This is a genomic window from Pseudomonas sp. KB_12 (assembly GCF_052114545.1).
GTDB classification, from domain to species: Bacteria; Pseudomonadota; Gammaproteobacteria; order Pseudomonadales; family Pseudomonadaceae; genus Aquipseudomonas; species Aquipseudomonas brassicacearum.
In genome coordinates this window covers 105,475-125,043 of record NZ_JBFREY010000009.1, presented here as the reverse complement: position 1 = coordinate 125,043, position 19,569 = coordinate 105,475, and the positions used below count along the sequence as shown (strand labels likewise).

Genomic DNA, 19,569 nt, shown 5'->3' with positions numbered 1-19,569 from the left:
ATCAGCTCTGACAGCGTGGACACCAGACGCTGGCGCGCTGGCCGAGGCGGATTTCCCGCAGTCCCGTACCACACACCTTGCACAACTCCCCGCCCCGGCCGTAGACGAACAGCTCCTGCTGGAAATAGCCGGGCTGGCCATCCCCACCGATAAAGTCCCGCAGCGTGGTGCCACCGCGCTCGATGGCATGGGCGAGGATGCGCTTGATCTCGATCGCCAGCTTCAGGTAACGCGCCCGGGAAATGCCTCCGGCGGCCCGACGTGGGTCGATCCCGGCGGCGAACAGGGCCTCGGTCGCGTAGATATTGCCCACCCCCACCACCACCGCGTTGTCCATGATGAACGGCTTGACCGCCATGGACCGCCCCCGCGAGAGCTGGAACAACCGTTCGCCATCGAACAGGTCGGTCAACGGCTCGGGACCCAGGCGAATCAACAACTCGTGATTGAACGGGTCGAGGCTCCAGAGCATCGCGCCAAAGCGGCGCGGGTCGGTGTAGCGCAAGGCCAGGCCGGATTCCAGCTCGATGTCCACGTGCTCGTGCTTGGCGGCCGGCATGCCGACTTCCACCAAGCGCAGGTTGCCGGACATGCCCAGGTGGCTGATCAACGTGCCGACCTCGGCATTGATCAACAGGTACTTGGCCCGCCGCTCCACCTGCACGATGCGCTGGCCCGAAAGCCGCACGTCGAGATCTTCCGGGATCGGCCAGCGCAGGCGGCGGTCGCGGACCACCACGCGGCTGACCCGCTGGCCTTCAAGATGGGGCGCGATTCCGCGACGGGTGGTTTCGACTTCCGGCAGTTCTGGCATGAGGCTCTCGAGTCAGGCGAAGCCCCGCACTCAACGAGTGGCGAGGTCGCGAATTTCCTGTTTCTGGGTCTGGAAGTCGTATTCCGACAACCCGATGTAATCGAGCACAAGGCTCCCGACGCAATCCCACTCGTGGTCTTCGGCCTGATTGCCGAGCACCCGGTGGGACGCACAGATGTTCTCGGACATCTTCAGGATCGCCAGCAGGTTCTTCAACGGGCTGTTGTTGCGTGAAGACTCGTCGCTGAAGATCGCCAGGGCATTGTGGTGGTTGGCGATGGCCTGGCTGACGTGATCCGGCAGGCGCCAGGATTTGGAAGTGTAGTAACCGACCACCGCATGGTTGGTGTTGAACTCACGGTTCTCGGTGTCCACTACCCGGCACTCGGCGCTGGCATTGGCGTAGGCCTCTTCCAGCACGCCCATGTAGCTGGGGAACTGCTTGAGCATCAACGGCACGCCGCAATCGTGGAACAACCCCAGCGCATAGGCTTCGTCACCATTCTCCAGGCCGACACGCTTGGCCAGGGTCAGGCAGGTCATCGCCACGTCCTGGGCGGTATCCCAGAAACGGTTCAAGGTGACGATGGCGTCGTCGTGCAACTCGCCCTTGATCGACAGCGCATTGATCAGGTTGATGATCGAACGGCTGCCCAGCAGGTTCACCGCGCGCTGGATCGAGGTGATCTTGTTGCGCAGGCCGTAGTACGGCGAATTGACGATCTTGAGCAAGGCCCCGGAAAGGCCCGGGTCGTGGGAGATCAGCTTGGCGATGGTCTCCAGGTCCGGGTCGGGCATGTACTGCTCCATCTGCAGATCCACCATGATCTGCGGCTGGGGCGGCACGCTGATGCCTTGCAGGGACTGTTGGATCTGTTCGGCGGAAAGTTCTTTGGACATGCGTACACACTCCGGTGTCAGGCGGGGATTCTAACCCTTAAAGATGGATCCGATACACCGCCGGGTAGATCGGCGGAACTTTCCTTCAGGCATCGGCTTCGGACTTTACAGGGCCGACAGCCACGCCTGCATAAGGCTTGAGTCGGCAATCCAGCCACTCAGCTTGAGGAGATTTTTCCATGCCTCTTAACAACAAACGTGTCGCCATCCTCGTGACCGATGGTTTTGAACAGGCCGAACTGACCGGCCCCCAGCAGGCGCTGGAACAGGCCGGCGTCAAGGTAGACATCGTTTCGGCCCGCGAAGGCCAGGTCAAAGGCTGGAACCATGACCAGCCGGCCGACGACTTCCGGATCGACCTGACCTTCAAGGCCGCCAATGTCGAACAGTACGACGCCGTGGTGCTGCCCGGTGGCGTGCAGAACTCCGACACCATCCGCATCGACGCCGATGCCCAGAAACTGGTCAAGGGCTTCGAGGCGGCGGGCAAGCCCATCGCGGTGATTTGCCATGGCGGCTGGCTGCTGGTGTCGAGCGGATTGGTCAAGGGCAAGACCATGACCAGCTACAAGACCCTCAAGGATGACCTAGTCAACGCCGGCGTGAACTGGGTCGATAAGGAAGTGGTCAAGGACGGCACGTTGATCAGCAGCCGTCAGCCCGATGACATTCCGGCGTTCAACCGCGAGTTGATCAGCGCGTTGTCCGCCTGAAACCTGGGGCCTTCTGTAGGAGCTGGCGAAGCCTGCGATCTTTTGATCTTGATCTTTCGCTTACGATTCAAGTGTCTGGGGAAAGATCGCAGCCTCGTTTCACTCGACAGCTCCTACATAGCTTCTATGGTCAAGCGAGAGTGTGCTCCCCCCACCACATGTCCACCGCAAGCCCCGCCAAGGTTGCAACACGGTATACTCCCGCTCTTTTTTCCGGAGCGACGTCATGTCCCTGCCTAGCCTGCGCCTCAAAGCCAACGCCGACCGTCGCCTGCGCGCCGGCCACCTGTGGGTCTACAGTAACGAAATCGATGTAGCCGCCACCCCGCTGCACGGCTTCAAGGCCGGCGACCAGGCCATCCTCGAAGCCGCTGGCGGCAAGCCGCTGGGCATCGTCGCGATGAGCCCCAACAACCTGATCTGCGCCCGGCTGCTGTCCCGCGACGTGAAGCTGCCGCTGGACAAGTCCCTGCTGGTGCATCGCCTCAACGTGGCGTTGTCCCTGCGCGAGCGGCTGTTCGACAAACCGTTCTATCGCCTGGTCTACGGTGATTCCGACCTGTTGCCAGGCCTGGTGGTCGACCGTTTCGGCGACATCCTGGTGGTGCAGATCGCCTCCGCCACCATGGAAGCCCACAAGGACGACGTGATCGCCGCCCTGACCCAGGTGCTCAAGCCCAGCGGCATCCTGTTCAAGAACGACTCCGCGGCCCGTGACGCCGAAGGCCTGAACCGCTACGTCGAGACCGTGTTTGGCCTGGTGCCGGAGTGGGTCGCCCTGGAAGAGAACGGCGTGAAGTTCGAAGCGCCGGTCATGGAAGGCCAGAAAACCGGCTGGTTCTACGACCACCGCATGAACCGCGCACGCCTGGCCCCGTACGCCAAGGGCAAGCGTGTACTGGACCTGTTCAGCTACATCGGCGGCTGGGGCGTGCAAGCCGCAGCGTTCGGCGCCAGTGAAGTGTTCTGCGTCGATGCCTCGGCCTTCGCCCTCGACGGTGTCGAGCGCAACGCCGCGTTGAACGGCTTCGCCGAGAAGCTGACCTGCATCGAAGGCGACGTGTTCGAAGCCCTGAAGGAACTCAAGGCCAGCGAAGAACGTTTCGACGTGATCGTGGCCGACCCACCCGCTTTCATCAAGCGCAAGAAAGACCTGAAAAACGGTGAAGGCGCCTATCGCCGCCTCAACGAACAAGCCATGCGCCTGCTCAGCAAGGACGGCATCCTGGTCAGCGCGTCGTGCTCGATGCACCTGCCCGAAGACGACCTGCAAAACATCCTGCTGACCAGCGCTCGCCACCTGGACCGCAACATTCAACTGCTCGAACGCGGCGGCCAGGGGCCGGACCATCCGGTACACCCGGCCATTGCCGAAACCCGCTACATCAAGAGCATCACCTGCCGGTTGTTGCCCAACAGCTGAGGCCGGGCGGGGCCAGGGCCGTAGCGCTGTGCCCCTGTCGCCTGGCAACCTGATCGCAGCCTTGGCTGCGATTTTTTTTGCGCGGTTGATTGATCCCCGCCTGGCAGGTCACCCTCTGCCTGGTACTGCCCAGCCTGCTGGGCTGGCACTCAATGCCCTGGTCCGGCACCGCTACCGAGGGTTGCTGGCCGATTGAATCCTGCCAGTCGTCATCCCGCGCACGACATTGGCGCCCGATCGGCGCTTTGCGTCATTTCATCCTGGCGCCAGCGGTGTAGAATCGCGTCATTCATCGCCATTCATCCCCGGCGGGTTTATGAGCTCATGCTGAGGCGCGCAGTGATCCTGCAAAGTCATCAGCCACTTGCGGACACACGGCCAAACCCGGGTGCTCCAGACGTCGACAGAAGCTCACTTCCCCATTGATACCTGATAAGTACCTGATTAGCCGCCCGGAGTGCTCCATGCCTGATTACCGCTCGAAAACATCCACCCATGGCCGCAACATGGCCGGCGCCCGTGCCTTGTGGCGCGCCACGGGGATGAAGGATGACGACTTCAAGAAGCCGATCATCGCCATTGCCAACTCCTTCACCCAGTTCGTACCGGGCCACGTCCACCTCAAGGACCTCGGCCAGCTGGTTGCCCGGGAAATCGAGCGCGCCGGCGGCGTTGCCAAGGAATTCAACACCATCGCCGTGGACGACGGCATCGCCATGGGCCACGACGGCATGCTCTATTCGCTGCCGAGCCGCGAGATCATCGCCGACTCCGTCGAATACATGGTCAACGCCCACTGCGCCGACGCCATCGTGTGCATTTCCAACTGCGACAAGATCACCCCGGGCATGCTCATGGCCGCCCTGCGCCTGAACATCCCGGTGATCTTCGTCTCCGGCGGCCCGATGGAAGCCGGCAAGACCAAGCTCGCCAGCCACGGCCTCGACCTGGTCGACGCCATGGTCATCGCCGCCGACTCCAGCGCCTCTGACGAGAAGGTTGCCGAGTACGAGCGCAGCGCCTGCCCGACCTGCGGTTCGTGCTCCGGCATGTTCACCGCCAACTCGATGAACTGCCTGACCGAAGCCCTGGGCCTGGCCCTGCCGGGCAACGGTTCGACCCTCGCCACCCACAGCGACCGCGAACAGCTGTTCCTGCAGGCCGGCCGGACCATCGTCGAGCTGTGCAAGCGCTACTACGGCGAAAACGACGAGTCGGTGTTGCCACGCAACATCGCCAACTTCAAGGCGTTCGAAAACGCCATGACCCTGGACATCGCCATGGGCGGTTCCACCAACACCATCCTGCACTTGCTGGCCGCTGCCCAGGAAGCCGAGATCGATTTCGACCTGCGCGACATCGACCGCCTGTCCCGTCACGTGCCGCAACTGTGCAAGGTCGCGCCGAACATCCAGAAGTACCACATGGAAGACGTGCACCGTGCCGGCGGGATCTTCAGCATTCTCGGCTCCCTGGCCCGTGGCGGCCTGTTGCACACCGACCTGCCGACCGTGCACAGCAAGACCATGGCCGAAGGCATCGCCAAGTGGGACATCACCCAGACCACCGACGAGGCCGTTCACCACTTCTTCAAGGCTGGCCCGGCGGGCATCCCGACGCAAACCGCGTTCAGCCAGTCGACCCGTTGGGAAACCCTGGACGACGACCGTGAGAACGGCTGCATCCGCAGCGTCGAGCACGCCTACTCCCAGGAAGGCGGCCTGGCCGTGCTGTACGGCAACATCGCCCTGGATGGCTGCGTGGTGAAAACCGCCGGTGTCGACGAGTCGATCCATGTGTTCGAAGGCAACGCGAAGATTTTCGAAAGCCAGGACAGCGCCGTGCGCGGCATCCTCGCTGACGAAGTGAAGGCCGGCGACATCGTGATCATTCGCTACGAAGGTCCGAAAGGCGGCCCGGGCATGCAGGAAATGCTCTACCCAACCTCCTACCTGAAGTCCAAGGGCCTGGGCAAAGCCTGCGCCCTGCTGACCGATGGCCGGTTCTCCGGCGGCACCTCGGGCCTGTCCATCGGCCACGCTTCGCCGGAGGCTGCGGCGGGCGGCGCCATCGGCCTGGTGCGCGATGGCGACAAGGTCCTGATCGACATTCCGAACCGCTCGATCAACCTGTTGGTCAGCGACGAAGAACTGGCCGGGCGCCGCGTCGAACAGGACAACAAGGGCTGGAAACCGGTGGAAGTACGTCCACGCAAAGTCACCACGGCCCTCAAGGCCTACGCCCTGCTCGCCACCAGCGCCGACAAGGGCGCGGTGCGGAACAAGGCGATGCTCGACGGCTTGTAAGCGCTGCAACCGCCCATAAAAAAGCCCCGCCAAGTGCGGGGCTTTTTTTTGGCTCCTGTTCGGTCCCTTGGAGCCAAGTGATCTTTTGTGGCGAGGGAGCTTGCTCCCGCTGGGTCGCGAAGCGGCCCCAAAATTCGCCCTCACCTCAATGTGTGAGCTGACGACCTTGGGGCTGCTGCGCAGCCCAGCGGGAGCAAGCTCCCTCGCCACAGGGTTCCTTGGTATCAATGTGGGACAGGACTTACTGAATGTCTTCAGGTTTGACGATCACCCAGTTCTTGTCCGCTGTCACCGGCAGTCCTTCCTTGGCCTGGGCGGCAGCGTGCTTGGCCATCATGTTGTTAATCTGAGTCATGTATTTGTCCTTGCGGTTGACCCACAGGTGGATGCCGCCCTTGGCTACGTCCACATCGTGGAACAGCATGTAGCCATCGCTGCTGGGTGTGTCGCCGCCCACCAGTACCGGTTTTTTCCATTCGTCGATGTACGTCAGGATCGCCGCGTGCTTGCCGGCCATCCAGGTCGCCGGGGTCCACAGGTAAGGCGTGTACTCCAGGCCGAGGTTGGCCTTCTCGTCATATTTGCCTGCGGTGATCTGCTTGCGCGCGGTGGTCAGCTCGCCGGTCTTGCGGTCCTTGAGCAGCGTGGTCACGCCGATCACGTTCTGCGGCTTGAGGTTGTAGCCGTACTTCGGATCGGAGGCGACCATACGCACCAGTTCTTCGGAAGCGGCGGTCATGACATAGACCTCGATGCCGTTTTCCATCAGCTTGTTGTACAGCTCAGCCTGGCCGGTGAAGACTTTCGGCGGGTTGACGTTGTACTGGACCACCTTGTCGCCCTCGTAATAGGTGGTCGGCACTGGCTTGCCGGACGCCATCAGCTCGTCGACATAGCCCTTGAGCTCCTTGAGGGTAAAGCCGGAGAACACCTGGGCCACCCACGGATAACAGACCATGTCATCCACTTCGCACAGGCGGTAGTAGTAGCTGAACAGGCTTTCCTTGTGGTCGGCGGTGTCCTTGAACGGCATCAGCTTCAAGGATGGGTCCAGGGTTTCCCGGGTGATGAGGCCCTTGTTCTCCATGAACGGCAGCAACGACTCTTCCAGATCGTAGCGGTAACTGGTGTTGTCCATGTCGAACACCGCGTAGTTACCCTTGTTGGCGTTGGCCGCGATCATCGTCTCCAGGGCCTTGGCTTGTTCCGCCGGCCAGTGTTTGAGATCGGTGGCGAGTGCCTGGCCGGCGAGACCAAGGCTCAAGGCGACAGCGAGAAAACGAGGTGCGAGTTTCATCGGCATTTCTCCCGGGTTCAAAAGAACTCGACGCTAACAAATGCTTGTGACAGTCCTCGCCTACCCGCGACCGCTTGCGTCTTGATTGCGCCAGCGACATATCCGTAAACGTCGTTGCCTTATTCCATAAACGACAATCTACATGCGTTTTTAGTATTAATTCATTAGTTATCAGGCTGTTAGGCTTCCCGGCTTACAGTCGCGGCTTCGGGCGACTGGCACGTCTTATCGGAGACTCTTTTGATGAATCTGCCGCTGATCCTCAATCTTCTGGTGTTCCTCGCCTTGCTGTTCGGCCTGGCACAAACCCGTCACCGCACCTGGAGCCTGGCCAAGAAAGTACTGCTGGCACTGCTGCTGGGCGTGGTATTCGGTCTCGCCCTGCACACGATTTACGGCGCCGGCAACCCGGTGCTCAAGGCCTCGATCGGCTGGTTCGACCTGGTGGGCAACGGCTACGTGCAGTTACTGCAAATGATCGTGATCCCGCTGGTCTTCGCCTCGATCCTCAGCGCCGTGGCCCGCCTGCATAACGCCTCGTCCCTGGGCAAGATCAGCTTCCTGACCATCGGCACGCTACTGTTCACCACCGCCATCGCCGCACTGATCGGCATTGGCCTGACCAACCTGTTCGGCCTCACCGCCGAAGGCCTGGTGGCCGGCACCCAGGAACTGGCGCGCCTGCAAGTGATCCAGAGCGACTACGCCGGCAAGGTCGCCGACCTGAACATCCCGCAATTACTGCTTTCGTTCATCCCACAGAACCCCTTTGCCGACCTGGCCCGGGCCAAGCCGACCTCGATCATCAGCGTGGTGATTTTCGCCGCGTTCCTCGGAGTCGCGGCGTTGCAATTGCTCAAGGACGACGTGGAGAAAGGCCAGAAAGTGATCAACGCCATCGACACCCTGCAAAGCTGGGTGACGCGCCTGGTGCGCCTGGTGATGAAGCTGACGCCGTACGGTGTACTGGCGCTGATGACCAAGGTGGTGGCCGGTTCCAACCTGCAGGACATCATCAAGCTCGGCAGTTTTGTCGTGGTGTCGTACCTGGGGCTGGGCCTGATGTTCGTGGTCCATGGCCTGCTGGTGTCCGCTGCCGGGATCAACCCGTTGCGCTTTTTCCGCAAGATCTGGCCGGTGCTGACCTTCGCCTTTACCAGCCGCTCCAGCGCGGCCACCATCCCGTTGAGCATTGAAGCCCAGACCAGCCGCCTCGGCATCCCGCGGGCGATTGCCAGCTTCAGCGCCTCGTTCGGCGCCACCATCGGCCAGAACGGTTGTGCCGGCCTTTATCCGGCCATGCTGGCGGTGATGGTCGCACCGACTGTGGGCATCAACCCGCTGGATCCGGTGTGGATCGCGACGCTGGTGGCGATCGTGACGTTGAGTTCGGCTGGAGTGGCCGGGGTCGGTGGCGGCGCGACGTTCGCCGCGCTGATCGTGCTGCCGGCCATGGGCTTGCCGGTCTCTCTGGTCGCCTTGCTGATTTCCGTCGAACCGCTGATCGACATGGGCCGTACGGCATTGAACGTCAGCGGCTCGATCACCGCCGGGGCGATTACCAGCCAGGTGATGCAGCAGACTGACAAGGCGTTGCTCGATGCGCAGGAGCATGGGGAGTTGGTGCACGCTTGATGGGGAGTGCCTGCTGAATCGCTATCGCGAGCAAGCTCGCTCCCACAGTTAACCGAGTTCTATCAGGAAAAATCGGTCGACTGTGGGAGCGAGCTTGCTCGCGATGCTTTTAGCGCTTCTCCCACACCTCAAAACTGTAGGCCGGCTTGTCCCCTTCAGCCGGGTTCGGCTGGTTCGAAACCAGCGTCCACTGGCTCGCATCAAACGCCGGGAACCACGCATCCCCTTCCGGGCTCAGCGCCACGCGGGTCAGGTACAGCCGATCCGCCTGCCCCAGGGCCTGGGCGTACAGTTGGGCGCCGCCGATCAACATCAACTCGTCGACGCCCTGCTCCAGTGCCCACGCCTCGGCCCGCGCCACCGCAGCCTCCAGGGTGGAGAACACTTGCGCGCCCTCCAGCACCAGGCCCGGCTGGCGGCTGACCACAATGTTCAGGCGTCCCGGCAACGGTCGACCGAGGGAATCCCAGGTCTTGCGCCCCATGATGATCGGCTTGCCTAGGGTGGTGGCCTTGAAGTATTTGAAATCCCCCGGCAGGTGCCAGGGCATGCTGTTGTCGACGCCGATCACACGGTTTTCACCGAGGGCTGCGATCAGGCTTAAAGGGAGAGTTTTGTTCATGGCCGCGAGGATACCAGAGGCTCGGCGTACCCCGACAGGCATCACAGCGGTTATGCTCAACCCTCATTCGAGCAACGGAAGCACCCGTGACAGCACTGCAGAACCTCTGGTTGACCGAGACGATACGCCTGCGTGAAGAACACGCTGGCCCGCTCGAGGACCAGGAAGCCAATCGCCTGGCCCGTGCGGCCGGCGGCGACTTAGCCACGCGCATCCACCACCGTGCCCGCTGGCTGGCTGAGCGCGATGGCCTCACCGAGGCCCTGCGCCATTGGCTGCAAGGGGCGCGCCTGGCGCTGATCGCATTGGCGCTGCTCGCCGTCATCAGCGGCGCCGGCCTGGGCTTTGCCGCACTCGGCGACGGGCAGGCAGCGGTCAATGTGTTCTGGGCCTTGGGCAGTCTGTTGGGACTGAACCTGATCCTGCTCAGCGGCTGGGCCCTGGGCCTGATATTCGCAGGCGAGCAAGGTGCCACGCTGGGACGCCTGTGGCTGTGGCTCAGCGAAAAACTCGCCCGCGACGCCAAGGCCGCCCAACTGGCACCGGCCCTGCTGCTGTTGCTGCAACGGCACAAACTCAATCGCTGGGCCCTCGGCGTGCTGGTCAATGGCCTGTGGCTGCTGGCGATGCTCAGCGCGCTGGTCATCGTCCTGCTGCTGATGGCGACCCGGCGCTATGGCTTCATCTGGGAAACCACCATCCTCGGCGGCGAGACCTTCGTCGCCATGACCCAGGCCCTGGGCGCACTGCCCGCCCTGCTGGGTTTCCGCGTGCCGACGGTGGAAATGATCCGCGCCAGTGGCGATGCCGCCCTGAACATCGAAAGTGCCCGCCAGGCCTGGGCTGCCTGGCTGGTCGGTGTGCTGCTGGTCTATGGCCTGTTGCCGCGCTTGTGCCTGGCACTGTTGTGCCTGTGGCGCTGGCGGCGCGGCCGCACCACGCTGCGCCTGGACTTGAACCTGCCGGGCTACGCCCAATTGCGCGAACGGCTGATGCCCAGCAGCGAGCGACTGGGCGTTAACGACGCCGCCCCCGCGCAACTGCATCCCATCGAAAGTACTGTCAGTGCCATGGACAGCGACGGCGCGTTGCTGGTGGCAATCGAGTTGGACGATCGACCCTGGCCGCCCAAGCTGCCCGAAACCGTGAAAAGCGCCGGCATTCTCGACAGCCGCGAGTCGCGCCACAAACTTCTCGAACAACTGTCGCGCTTTCCGCCGGCACGCCTGGCCATTGCCTGCGACCCACGCCGTTCACCGGACCGCGGCAGCCTGGCGCTGATCGCCGAGCTGGCCCGCAGCGCCAGCGCCACCCGCGTCTGGCTGTTGCAGGCGCCGTCCGGCGAAGCGCTGGACGCCGAGCGCCTGGGCGACTGGCACACCGCACTGCAACAGTTGCAGTTGCCCTTCGCCGACTGCATGCCCTTGAACTGGCTGGAGACCGGCCATGACTGAGCCCATGAAGCCGCTGAAGCTGGCGGTCGTCGGCCACACCAATGTGGGCAAGACCTCGCTGCTGCGTACCTTGACCCGCGATGTCGGCTTCGGCGAAGTGTCCCATCGCCCGAGCACCACCCGGCATGTCGAAGGCGCGCGCCTGTCGGTGGACGGCGAAGCGCTGCTGGAACTGTACGACACGCCGGGCCTGGAAGACGCCATCGCCTTGCTCGATTACCTCGAGCGTCTGGAGCGTCCTGGCGAACGCCTGGACGGCCCGGCGCGCCTGGCCCGCTTCCTCGAGGGCAGCGAGGCGCGGCAACGCTTCGAACAAGAAGCCAAAGTGCTGCGGCAACTGCTCGCCAGCGACGCCGGGCTGTATGTGATCGACGCCCGGGAGCCGGTGCTGGCCAAGTACCGCGATGAATTGGAAGTCCTCGCCAGTTGTGGCAAGCCGCTGCTGCCGGTGTTGAATTTCGTCAGCAGCGCCCACCATCGCGAGCCCGACTGGCGCGAAGCCCTGGCGCGATTGGGGCTGCACGCCCTGGTACGTTTTGACAGCGTCGCCCCGCCCGAGGACGGCGAGCGACGCCTGTATGAGAGCCTCGCGCTGTTGCTGGAAAGCGCCCGCGGGCAACTGGAACGCCTGGTCGCCGATCAACAGGTCCAACGCCTGGCCCGCCAGCAGAGCGCGGCGCGCTTGATCGCCGAACTGCTGATCGACTGCGCCGCCTGCCGACGCAGCGTCGCCAGCGACGCCGAGCTGGAACGCGAAGCCATCAGCGAACTGCGCAGCGCAGTGCGTCAGCGTGAGCAGCGCTGCGTCGAGGCCCTGCTCAAGCTTTACGCTTTTCGTCCCCAGGACGCCGCCGCCAGCGATCTGCCGCTGCTCGACGGGCGCTGGGGCGATGACCTGTTCAACCCCGAGACCCTCAAGCAACTGGGCGTACGCGTCGGTGGCGGAATCGCGGCGGGCGCAGCGGCCGGGGCCGGCGTCGATTTGCTGGTGGGCGGCCTGACCCTTGGCGCCGCCGCCCTGGCCGGGGCCATTGTCGGCGGCACCCTGCAAACCGCCCGCAGCTATGGCAACCGGCTGATGGGCAAGCTCAAGGGGCAACGGGAATTGACGGTGGACGACAGCGTGCTGCGCCTGTTGGCCCTGCGCCAACGCCAACTGCTGCAAGCCCTCAACCAGCGCGGCCATGCGGCAATGGACAGCATCCGCATCGCCACGCCCCAGGACAAGACCTGGCGCGAGGGCAAGCTGCCCGAAGCCTTGAACAAGGCGCGGGCGCATCCGCAATGGTCATCCCTGAATACTCAACCGCGCTTGAGCCAGGCAGAACGCCAGGAGCTGATTGAGCAGTTGGCTGAGCAGCTCTGAACGACACAAAACCCTGCGCCCACGTACACAAAACCCCTGTGGCGAGGGAGCTTGCTCCCGCTGGGTTGTAGGAGCTGGCGAAGCCTGCGATCTTTTGATCTTTCGCTTGAGACTCAAGTGGCTGGGGAAAGATCGCAGCCTCGTTGCACTCGACAGCTCCTACGGCCCAGCGGGAGCAAGCTCCCTCGCCACAAAAGCAATCCATCAATCGCTGTTCAAGGCCTTGAGGGCCGTCGCCGCTTCAGCCAACTCCAACTCACTGAACACCTTCACGCCATGCCGCTTGAGCAACGCCGCCGTCACGCCTTCGCCGCTGACCTTCACACCGCTGAACGTTCCGTCATAGGTCAACAGGTTGCCGCACGACGGGCTATTGGCCTTGAGCACGGCGATGCGGATGCCGTGTTCACGTACCCGCTCCAGCGCTTGATACGCGCCTGACAGGAACTGCGCACTCACATTTTCGCCGTCGGTGGTGATGACCCGTGCCTGGCCGTCGAGCACTTGCCCGCCCTGTCCGCCAGGAATCTCCGCCGCCGCCCGAGGCGTAGGCAAGCCGCCGGCGACTTCCGGGCACAGCGGCACGATCCGGCCTTCGTCGAGCCACTGCTGAAGTTGATCGAACGGCCCGCTGGCACCGCCGTCGTAACGCACGCGATGCCCGAGCAGGCAGCGACTGACCAGGATCTTTTCCATCGTCAGAACAACTCGTTGCCGCGACGGCGGAACCAACCGGTCAAGGACAGGCGATCGCGCGTGGCCGGCAGTACTTCATGGGGAATGTCCCCCGACAGGAACACCACCAGGCAACCGCCGTTGGGCACCACGTCCTGCTCCAGGCTTTCGTCCAGGTACATGCGCAACTGGCCGCCGTGTTCCGGCAACCAGTCGTCATTGAGGTAGAGCACCGCCGACACCATGCGGCGGTCGTCATCGCGAAAGCGGTCGACGTGCTTGAGGTAGAACGCGCCGGGTGGATAGAGGGCAAAGTGGCTTTCGAAGTCTTCCAGGCCCAGGAACAACCCGCGATTCATCGCTTCGCGCAGGCTGTCCATCAGCCCCAGGTAATGGTCGCAGGCTTGCGCCTGGCCGGGTTCGATCCACTGGATGTGATCACCCCGGATCCCTTCGCGGATCTCCGAGAACGGCCCGCGCCCGACCGCTGCCGGGGCCAGTTCGCCCTCGGCGGCCCGCTGGCGGCATTCGGCCGCCAGGGCGCGGGTCAGCGCATCTGGCAGGAAGAGGTTCTGCTGCGACCAGCCGCGCTCGGCCAGATCGTCGACGATACGTAACAGCAGCGGGTGATCAGAAGGTATTTGCATGGCGCGCATAGTATGCCTGTGCCTGCAAAACCGACAGCGCCACGCAGCGGGTTCGCAGTGTCAGTTCGCTGCGTCAAATTGCACCGCCGTACGAACTTGATACGAATTCTCGACAAGACCCCACACCCCACGGAGAATAGTCGGCTGCTGACAGGAGTCCCTATGCGCCGTTTGCTTTTCTCACTGTTGATGTTCTGCGTTTTGCCCGCCTGGGCAGACAGCTACGACCAGTTGTACAAGGTCGCCGGCTGGCCGGAACAGCGGGCGCATTTCAATGACGCCTTGAGCGCCGCCCAGCAGCGCTATCAGAGCAGCCTGCCGCCGGCGGTGTTCCAGGCCCTGGTGAACAACAGCAATCAACGTTTCGCCCCCCAGGCCATGGACCAGCGGGCCGAGGCGCAAATGCGCAGGAATTTGCGTGACCCCAGCCCGGCCCTGAGCTTTTTCCAGTCGCCCCTGGGCCGCAAGGTCGTCGCGGCCGAATTACTCGCGACCCGGCGTGATCAATTGGCGAAAAACGCCAAGGGCCTGCCGAAGATGCCTGCCAGCGACAACCGCCTGTTGATCATCGGCCACCTGGCCCAGGCCCTGCCCGCCCGCGAGGCCGGCGCCGAAGTCAGCCTGGCGATCGCCGGCGTGGCGGCCGACAGCCTGAGTTCGATGATCCCGGGGCTGCTGGGCGCCGGCCAGGCCCAGGGCATGCTCAACGGCCAACGCCAGCGGTTAATGGAGCAGATCGGCACGGACCTGAACAACACGCTGCTGTACGTCTACCGTGACCTGACGGATACCGAGCTGGAAGAGTTCGCCACCTTCGCCGAATCGACCGAGGGCCAGGCTTATTATCAAGCGGCCCTGGCGGCGATTCGGGCGGGGTTGGCGGTGGGGCAGAATCTCGGGCAGTAGCTCTTCAGTGTCCTTGAGACCGCTATCGCGAGCAGGCTCGCTCCCACAGGGTATTTGGATGAACTCAGGTTTTGTGATCGATTAAGATCCAGTGTGGGAGCGAGCTTGCTCGCGATAGCAATAGCCCGGTCACCGCCGAACCCGGCTCATCCGCTTGGTCAAGAACCCAAACATTTCCTGCCGCAACGCCAGCGCCTCATTCGCCAAATGATGGCGTCCCTCGGGCAACATCAACACCTGCGGCCGATCGAACTTGCTGCGCAGCACTTGCAGGTTGTGCGCCCAATCCACCGTCATGTCCGCCTGCCCCTGCACGATCAATGGCTGGCGCGGGCTGCTCGGAGCGGCTTCGATACGCTTGATCCATTGCCCCAATGCGCCCACCCAGGCGGTGGGCAGGCGCAGTGGTTGCAGCGGGTCGGCTTGCAGGAACGGCAGGAAGTCCGGGTCGGTGGAGTTCTCGCTGAAACGCCGGGCAATCCCCCTCACGAAGGGCTTGAGCAGGTAATAACTCAGGCGCGACCAGCCCCAGGCCCGTGGCCGCACCAAGGGCGACAGCAGGATGACCTGGCCCTGGGCCGGGCTCTGCGCGCCCTGGTTGAGCACGTGATCGACGACGATTGCCCCGCCGGTGCTTTGCCCGCACAGATGCCAGGGTTGCGGCAGGTCCAGCGTCCCGGCCTCGGCCAACAGGCCCTGCAAGGTGGCCTGGTACTCGGCAAAATCCTCGATGCTGGCGCGCTCGCCACTGGACAGGCCGTGGCCCGGCAGGTCACAGGCGATCACCACGAACTTCTGCTCCAGAGCCCACTCGATCAAGTGGCGATACAGCCCCATGTGATCGTAGTAACCGTGGAACACAAACAAGGTCGCCACGGCTTTTTCCGGCCACCAGACCTGGCTGACCAGCTCATACCCACCCACCTCGAAACGCCCCAATCCCTTGCGCACGCTGCGCTGGGGAAAGTCCAGGCCATAGAACCGCTGGTAGGCCTGGGCTTGCTCGGACAGGGCTTGCCACTGGGCCAGCGGTTGCAGGCTGGCACGCAGGAGATCGGGGTCGAAAGTGGCAGGCATCAAGATTTCCAGGCATAGGCGCATCGCGCGAAACAGACTTTATAGGCTGCGATATTCATCTGTCGCGGCAGGCATGGCAAGCTACGCGGCTTCAGAGGATCGACTCCATGCGCCCGTCCCACCGCACGACCCTGCTCGCCAGCCTGCTCGCCCTCGGATGCGCCGTCGTTTTGTGGATGGCCTACGACTGGTTCCAGGGCCGTTTCCTGCGGGCTTTCAGCCAACACACCGCGGTGTTTTCCGGCGACCCGCTGCGCCTGCCTGCCGAGCTGGCCGGCCCCGGCGCCATTCGCCTGGTGCATTTCTGGGATCCGGCGTGCCCGTGCAACGTCGGCAACCAGCAACACCTTGCCGAGCTGGTCGATAAATATGTACCGCAAGGCGTCGAGTTTTATGCGGTACAAAAAGCCGGCAGCCAAGGTCAGCTGCCGGCCACGTTGAGCCACTTGAAAAGCCTCCCGGCGCTCCCCGGTTCAAGCCAAATTCCTGCAAGCCCGGCCGTAGCGATCTGGGATCGCAGCGGCAAACTCGCGTACTTCGGCCCCTACAGCGAAGGCCTGACCTGCAACTCGAGCAACAGCTTCATCGAGCCGATTCTCGAGGCGTTGAGTGTCGGCCGGGAAGTTACTGCGACTCACACGTTGGCTGTCGGCTGTTATTGCCCATGGTCGGTTTCAAACTGACGAATTAACTACAACGCGTATTGCCGACCGCCTCTAGGCTGATGCCACTAAGTTATGCCTGGTGTTTGTTTTTTAGAGCTCTTGCTCAAAGTAAGGGCCTGGGCTGAACCGTTTGTCGGATCCAATTTTTGCAAACGGCGCCATTACCGATCCTTTTCGGCCTGTGCCCCATGCCAGACGGCTTGTGCAGGGCATTTGAGCCCGGCTGACCGTTTAGCTGAATCGATTAACAGCGACCGTGCCAGCATGAACTTTTTTTTAATCTCTTCTCTAAACCTCGTGACCAGCAAAATGTTCATTACCCATGCAGTCGCACGGCGGCGCTAACTCGAGGAAGTTTCACACGCCTTTTCATCGTTCAACTTGTCGACCCTTCTAACCAAACAAGAAATGGAATCGTCAGTGATGCAAAAGCTGCTATGCGCTGCACTTTCCAATCCCTATAAAGAAGATGCCCTCAACCTTGAGGCGTTCGTCCAAAGCGTCGCTCCGCTCATGATCGACGTGTTGCTGCGCGGCGAAACGGGTACCGGTAAAGACACGCTGGCAGAAAAGATCCATCGCATGTCCGGCTGCTCCGGCAAGTTCGTTGCCATCAACTGCGCCGCCATTCCCGAAACCCTCGCCGAGAGCCAGCTTTTCGGGGCCAACACCGGCGCGTTTACCGGGGCCAGCCAAAATCGCGCGGGGTTCGTCGAAGCCGCACATAACGGCACGCTGTACCTGGACGAAATCGACAGCATGCCGTTGGGCCTGCAAGCCAAGCTGCTGCGAGTCCTGGAATCCAGGACGGTCCAGCGTCTGGGCTCGACCCAGAGCATCCCGGTGAACATGCGAGTGATCGCCTCCGCCCAGTGCCCGCTGGGAGAAATGGTCGAACGTGGCGAGTTTCGCAGGGATCTTTATTTTCGCCTGAACATCATCAGCCTCAAGCTGCCTCCACTGCGCAGCCGCAAGGAGCGCATCGTGCCGCTGTTCCAGTCGCTGGTGCGCCGGGAGGCCCAGGCACTCGACCGGCCCTACGTCGCGCCGTCGCCAGCGCTGTTGCGCCAACTGCTCGGCTACGCCTGGCCTGGCAACATCCGCGAGCTGCAGTCCGCCGCCAAGCGATACGTACTCGGCTTGCCGGCACTGCCCCGCGCCGAGCAACTGGAACACAACAGCTCGACGCTCAAGTTGAAAGAGCACCTGCAGCAGTTCGAAAAAATCCTCATCGAGGACTGCATGCGCCGCCACCATCATTGCATCGACAAGGTCATCGCCGAACTGGGTATCGCCCGACGCACGCTGTATTACCGGATGAAGTGCCTGCAAATATCGACGAGTTGAGTGGGATCGGTGGAACCGTTTACACAACGGTCGCCACTTAACCATCGAGACGTTCACGTTCGTCTCGCCATTCCACAACCCGGAGATACGACTATGAGTTTTGGTGGAGCTTCTCTCGCCGCTTCCACGGCTGCCATGCAGCAGATGGACGCGACCTCGGCTGCGATGACAACCATGAAATCCCAATTCGACCAGAAAAAACTGGTCGCCGACACCATGAACGCAATCGCGGCAGGGTCGATGGACACCGCAACCAAAGCCATCACTGCCATGGGGGAGGCCTCGAAAAACATACGATTCTGACCCTCTCGCTTCAGCCCCGCTCCGGCGGGGTAACTTCAAGCGCGATGCGAGGAGGCCCCTATGCACATCGACTTGCCAGACAGCCTTCGTGCCCAGAGAGACCTGCCCCATGACGAGCCAACGCGGCGCCCCGCCCCGACCCCGCCGGGCCTGGCAAACGTGGTCGCCGAGCATCTGGCACTGCACGGGGCCGGCGACCGGTTAAGGGAATCGCTCATCCAGTGGGGCAACGAAAAGGGTTCGGCGGGCGGACAGTCTCGGTCTGGCTGGCCCAGCCCCCAGGACAGATTGGCCGCAGAGACCGAAGACCCTTTGCGCCTGGTACTGGAAGACATCCTGGAGGAGATCAACGGTGGTACCGGCTCCAATCTCGAGGTCGACATCGATGACGCCTATTCCAATGAAGACCTGTTCAGCGATCTGGCACAGATGTTCGCCCATCGCCGGCAGCCCATCGGTGACAACGATGTCGACAGCCAAAGTGATTTCGGCAATGCCAACAACCCCTTCTGTGGCGCGCTGTTCGGCGCCTGGGAGATGGAGGGCGACCACGCCACGCGGCGCAGTCGTCATGACGCGAGCCTGTCGCTGCTGCTCAAGATCATCGCGGTCCTGGGCCGCAGGAAACTGCTGACGCTGCTGGACATCGACGAAGGTGACGACCAGGCGCGGTATGAACCAGACGACCAGGACCTGTTGTTCGAGATCGCCGCCTTCATGGACCAGCACCCGGCGCGCTATCCCCCACCGGCGACCCCCGACGCAGAACGCTGGACATGGACCGAACGCATTGCCCGCGGCACTGCGCTGGATGCTCGCGAAACCCGATTGTTCCAGCTTGCCCTGGAAGAGCTGGACTTCGCCCTCGCCCGCCTGGCCGGCCAGCAGCCCCCGCTGCGCCAGCGTGCCCGGCGCAACCGGGAGGAAATCGAGTTTCACCTGAGCGTTACCGGTAGCGCTCGCAACGTCTTGAGGCTGATGTACGCCTGAAGGCACCCGACCTTTGAGTTTTCAAACCGACCTTTGAAACAGGAGACATTCCGTGGACATACAAGCCATCGATCCCAGCAACCTCGCCTCCACTTCCGCCAAAACGAGCGCCAAGCCACAAGCGAGCGCCGAGACCAGCGATGTCAGTTGGTTCAACGCACAAATGCGCGACAAAGCCCCCGCCCCGGACAGTGAAAACAATGTCGCGGCAAGGATCATCGATTCGTTGTCGAGCCGCTCCGGCGAATTGCAGCGGCTGGACGATCGCGCCAACCGGGACATGCTCAAGGCCATCCGCACCGCCGACCCGAAAGACATGCTGCAGTCGAACCGGTCGTTGTCATCCTTCCATCTGGAAAGCCTGATGACCGCGAAAATCGTCAGTAAGGGCTCCCAGGCCATCGAGAAGCTCACCAATCTTCAGTAAAG

19 protein-coding genes are annotated in these 19,569 nt (G+C 62.8%); 12 read left to right on the top strand and 7 right to left on the bottom strand.

The window, feature by feature from the left end; genetic code table 11:
- Nucleotide 1 precedes the first annotated feature (1 nt).
- Nucleotides 2-814: a bifunctional DNA-formamidopyrimidine glycosylase/DNA-(apurinic or apyrimidinic site) lyase gene (gene mutM / locus AB4Z20_RS09725; protein WP_003206537.1), complete on the bottom strand. Its 813-nt coding sequence runs from the start codon at nt 812-814 to the stop codon at nt 2-4.
- Between the two features lie 30 nt (nt 815-844).
- Nucleotides 845-1,660: an HDOD domain-containing protein gene (locus AB4Z20_RS09720; protein ID WP_253478330.1), complete on the bottom strand. Its 816-nt coding sequence runs from the start codon at nt 1,658-1,660 to the stop codon at nt 845-847.
- Nucleotides 1,661-1,893: 233 nt separating this feature from the next.
- Between AB4Z20_RS09720 and AB4Z20_RS09715 the strand changes: the two genes are divergently transcribed.
- The 3 genes from AB4Z20_RS09715 (at nt 1,894) to ilvD (ending at nt 6,156) form a co-directional block, all read left to right on the top strand.
- A complete protein-coding gene (locus tag AB4Z20_RS09715; protein WP_442089805.1) occupies nt 1,894-2,427 on the top strand; it encodes a type 1 glutamine amidotransferase domain-containing protein in 534 nt (177 codons plus the stop codon).
- 226 nt (nt 2,428-2,653) lie between these two features.
- On the top strand, nt 2,654-3,850 hold the full coding sequence (locus AB4Z20_RS09710; protein WP_003206543.1) for a class I SAM-dependent rRNA methyltransferase: 1,197 nt from the start codon (nt 2,654-2,656) through the stop codon (nt 3,848-3,850).
- 464 nt (nt 3,851-4,314) lie between these two features.
- The gene (gene ilvD / locus AB4Z20_RS09705; protein ID WP_018609449.1) at nt 4,315-6,156 is read left to right on the top strand and encodes a dihydroxy-acid dehydratase; all 1,842 of its coding nucleotides are present in this window, start codon (nt 4,315-4,317) and stop codon (nt 6,154-6,156) included.
- 241 nt (nt 6,157-6,397) lie between these two features.
- On the opposite strand, the gene AB4Z20_RS09700 is transcribed toward ilvD, so the two are convergent.
- Nucleotides 6,398-7,453, bottom strand: coding sequence for a haloacid dehalogenase-like hydrolase (locus AB4Z20_RS09700; protein ID WP_258689637.1), 1,056 nt, complete (start codon nt 7,451-7,453; stop codon nt 6,398-6,400).
- A 243-nt stretch (nt 7,454-7,696) separates the two neighbouring features.
- On the opposite strand from AB4Z20_RS09700, the gene AB4Z20_RS09695 reads away from it, so the two are divergent.
- On the top strand, nt 7,697-9,088 hold the full coding sequence (locus AB4Z20_RS09695; protein WP_258689639.1) for an L-cystine transporter: 1,392 nt from the start codon (nt 7,697-7,699) through the stop codon (nt 9,086-9,088).
- Nucleotides 9,089-9,197: 109 nt separating this feature from the next.
- Here AB4Z20_RS09695 and AB4Z20_RS09690 read toward each other — a convergent pair whose 3' ends face one another.
- Complete coding sequence (locus AB4Z20_RS09690) at nt 9,198-9,710, bottom strand: dihydrofolate reductase (protein WP_253470199.1); 513 nt, start codon at nt 9,708-9,710, stop codon at nt 9,198-9,200.
- An 86-nt stretch (nt 9,711-9,796) separates the two neighbouring features.
- On the opposite strand from AB4Z20_RS09690, the gene AB4Z20_RS09685 reads away from it, so the two are divergent.
- A complete protein-coding gene (locus tag AB4Z20_RS09685; RefSeq protein WP_442089804.1) occupies nt 9,797-11,164 on the top strand; it encodes a DUF2868 domain-containing protein in 1,368 nt (455 codons plus the stop codon).
- The gene (locus AB4Z20_RS09680; protein WP_258689641.1) at nt 11,157-12,530 is read left to right on the top strand and encodes a GTPase/DUF3482 domain-containing protein; all 1,374 of its coding nucleotides are present in this window, start codon (nt 11,157-11,159) and stop codon (nt 12,528-12,530) included. The genes AB4Z20_RS09685 and AB4Z20_RS09680 overlap by 8 nt, the downstream gene beginning before the upstream one ends.
- Before the next feature lie 204 nt (nt 12,531-12,734).
- Here the strand turns inward: AB4Z20_RS09680 and AB4Z20_RS09675 are convergent, their stop codons facing one another.
- Entirely contained in the window at nt 12,735-13,226 is a 492-nt protein-coding gene (locus AB4Z20_RS09675) for a DUF523 domain-containing protein (RefSeq protein ID WP_442089803.1), read from the bottom strand.
- A gap of 2 nt (nt 13,227-13,228) precedes the next feature.
- Complete coding sequence (locus AB4Z20_RS09670; protein ID WP_442089802.1) at nt 13,229-13,861, bottom strand: 2OG-Fe(II) oxygenase; 633 nt, start codon at nt 13,859-13,861, stop codon at nt 13,229-13,231.
- Between the two features lie 153 nt (nt 13,862-14,014).
- Between AB4Z20_RS09670 and AB4Z20_RS09665 the strand changes: the two genes are divergently transcribed.
- Nucleotides 14,015-14,758 carry a hypothetical protein gene (locus AB4Z20_RS09665; protein ID WP_442089801.1) on the top strand — a complete coding sequence of 248 codons (744 nt, stop codon included), beginning with the start codon at nt 14,015-14,017 and terminating at the stop codon, nt 14,756-14,758.
- Nucleotides 14,759-14,887: 129 nt separating this feature from the next.
- On the opposite strand, the gene AB4Z20_RS09660 is transcribed toward AB4Z20_RS09665, so the two are convergent.
- Nucleotides 14,888-15,835, bottom strand: a complete 948-nt coding sequence (locus tag AB4Z20_RS09660) for an alpha/beta hydrolase (protein ID WP_253470211.1) — start codon at nt 15,833-15,835, stop codon at nt 14,888-14,890.
- 107 nt (nt 15,836-15,942) lie between these two features.
- On the opposite strand from AB4Z20_RS09660, the gene AB4Z20_RS09655 reads away from it, so the two are divergent.
- From AB4Z20_RS09655 to sctI, 5 genes are all read left to right on the top strand, one after another.
- Entirely contained in the window at nt 15,943-16,518 is a 576-nt protein-coding gene (locus AB4Z20_RS09655; RefSeq protein ID WP_214510007.1) for a DUF6436 domain-containing protein, read from the top strand.
- Between the two features lie 405 nt (nt 16,519-16,923).
- Nucleotides 16,924-17,847, top strand: a complete 924-nt coding sequence (locus AB4Z20_RS09650; protein ID WP_214510008.1) for a sigma 54-interacting transcriptional regulator — start codon at nt 16,924-16,926, stop codon at nt 17,845-17,847.
- Nucleotides 17,848-17,940: 93 nt separating this feature from the next.
- A complete protein-coding gene (locus AB4Z20_RS09645; protein ID WP_003206573.1) occupies nt 17,941-18,150 on the top strand; it encodes a hypothetical protein in 210 nt (69 codons plus the stop codon).
- Nucleotides 18,151-18,210: 60 nt separating this feature from the next.
- The gene (locus AB4Z20_RS09640) at nt 18,211-19,140 is read left to right on the top strand and encodes a type III secretion protein (protein ID WP_442089800.1); all 930 of its coding nucleotides are present in this window, start codon (nt 18,211-18,213) and stop codon (nt 19,138-19,140) included.
- A gap of 52 nt (nt 19,141-19,192) precedes the next feature.
- Nucleotides 19,193-19,567, top strand: a complete 375-nt coding sequence (gene sctI, locus AB4Z20_RS09635) for a type III secretion system inner rod subunit SctI (RefSeq protein ID WP_253470217.1) — start codon at nt 19,193-19,195, stop codon at nt 19,565-19,567.
- Nucleotides 19,568-19,569: the final 2 nt, after the last annotated feature.

Coding starts and splice junctions, on each gene's coding strand:
- mutM (WP_003206537.1), bottom strand. CDS start 814: ATGCCAGAACTGCCGGAAGTCGAAACCACCCGTCGCGGAATCGCGCCC.
- AB4Z20_RS09715 (WP_442089805.1), top strand. CDS start 1,894: ATGCCTCTTAACAACAAACGTGTCGCCATCCTCGTGACCGATGGTTTT.
- AB4Z20_RS09710 (WP_003206543.1), top strand. CDS start 2,654: ATGTCCCTGCCTAGCCTGCGCCTCAAAGCCAACGCCGACCGTCGCCTG.
- ilvD (WP_018609449.1), top strand. CDS start 4,315: ATGCCTGATTACCGCTCGAAAACATCCACCCATGGCCGCAACATGGCC.
- AB4Z20_RS09700 (WP_258689637.1), bottom strand. CDS start 7,453: ATGAAACTCGCACCTCGTTTTCTCGCTGTCGCCTTGAGCCTTGGTCTC.
- AB4Z20_RS09695 (WP_258689639.1), top strand. CDS start 7,697: ATGAATCTGCCGCTGATCCTCAATCTTCTGGTGTTCCTCGCCTTGCTG.
- AB4Z20_RS09690 (WP_253470199.1), bottom strand. CDS start 9,710: ATGAACAAAACTCTCCCTTTAAGCCTGATCGCAGCCCTCGGTGAAAAC.
- AB4Z20_RS09680 (WP_258689641.1), top strand. CDS start 11,157: ATGACTGAGCCCATGAAGCCGCTGAAGCTGGCGGTCGTCGGCCACACC.
- AB4Z20_RS09675 (WP_442089803.1), bottom strand. CDS start 13,226: ATGGAAAAGATCCTGGTCAGTCGCTGCCTGCTCGGGCATCGCGTGCGT.
- AB4Z20_RS09670 (WP_442089802.1), bottom strand. CDS start 13,861: ATGCGCGCCATGCAAATACCTTCTGATCACCCGCTGCTGTTACGTATC.
- AB4Z20_RS09665 (WP_442089801.1), top strand. CDS start 14,015: ATGCGCCGTTTGCTTTTCTCACTGTTGATGTTCTGCGTTTTGCCCGCC.
- AB4Z20_RS09660 (WP_253470211.1), bottom strand. CDS start 15,835: ATGCCTGCCACTTTCGACCCCGATCTCCTGCGTGCCAGCCTGCAACCG.
- AB4Z20_RS09655 (WP_214510007.1), top strand. CDS start 15,943: ATGCGCCCGTCCCACCGCACGACCCTGCTCGCCAGCCTGCTCGCCCTC.
- AB4Z20_RS09650 (WP_214510008.1), top strand. CDS start 16,924: ATGCAAAAGCTGCTATGCGCTGCACTTTCCAATCCCTATAAAGAAGAT.
- AB4Z20_RS09645 (WP_003206573.1), top strand. CDS start 17,941: ATGAGTTTTGGTGGAGCTTCTCTCGCCGCTTCCACGGCTGCCATGCAG.
- AB4Z20_RS09640 (WP_442089800.1), top strand. CDS start 18,211: ATGCACATCGACTTGCCAGACAGCCTTCGTGCCCAGAGAGACCTGCCC.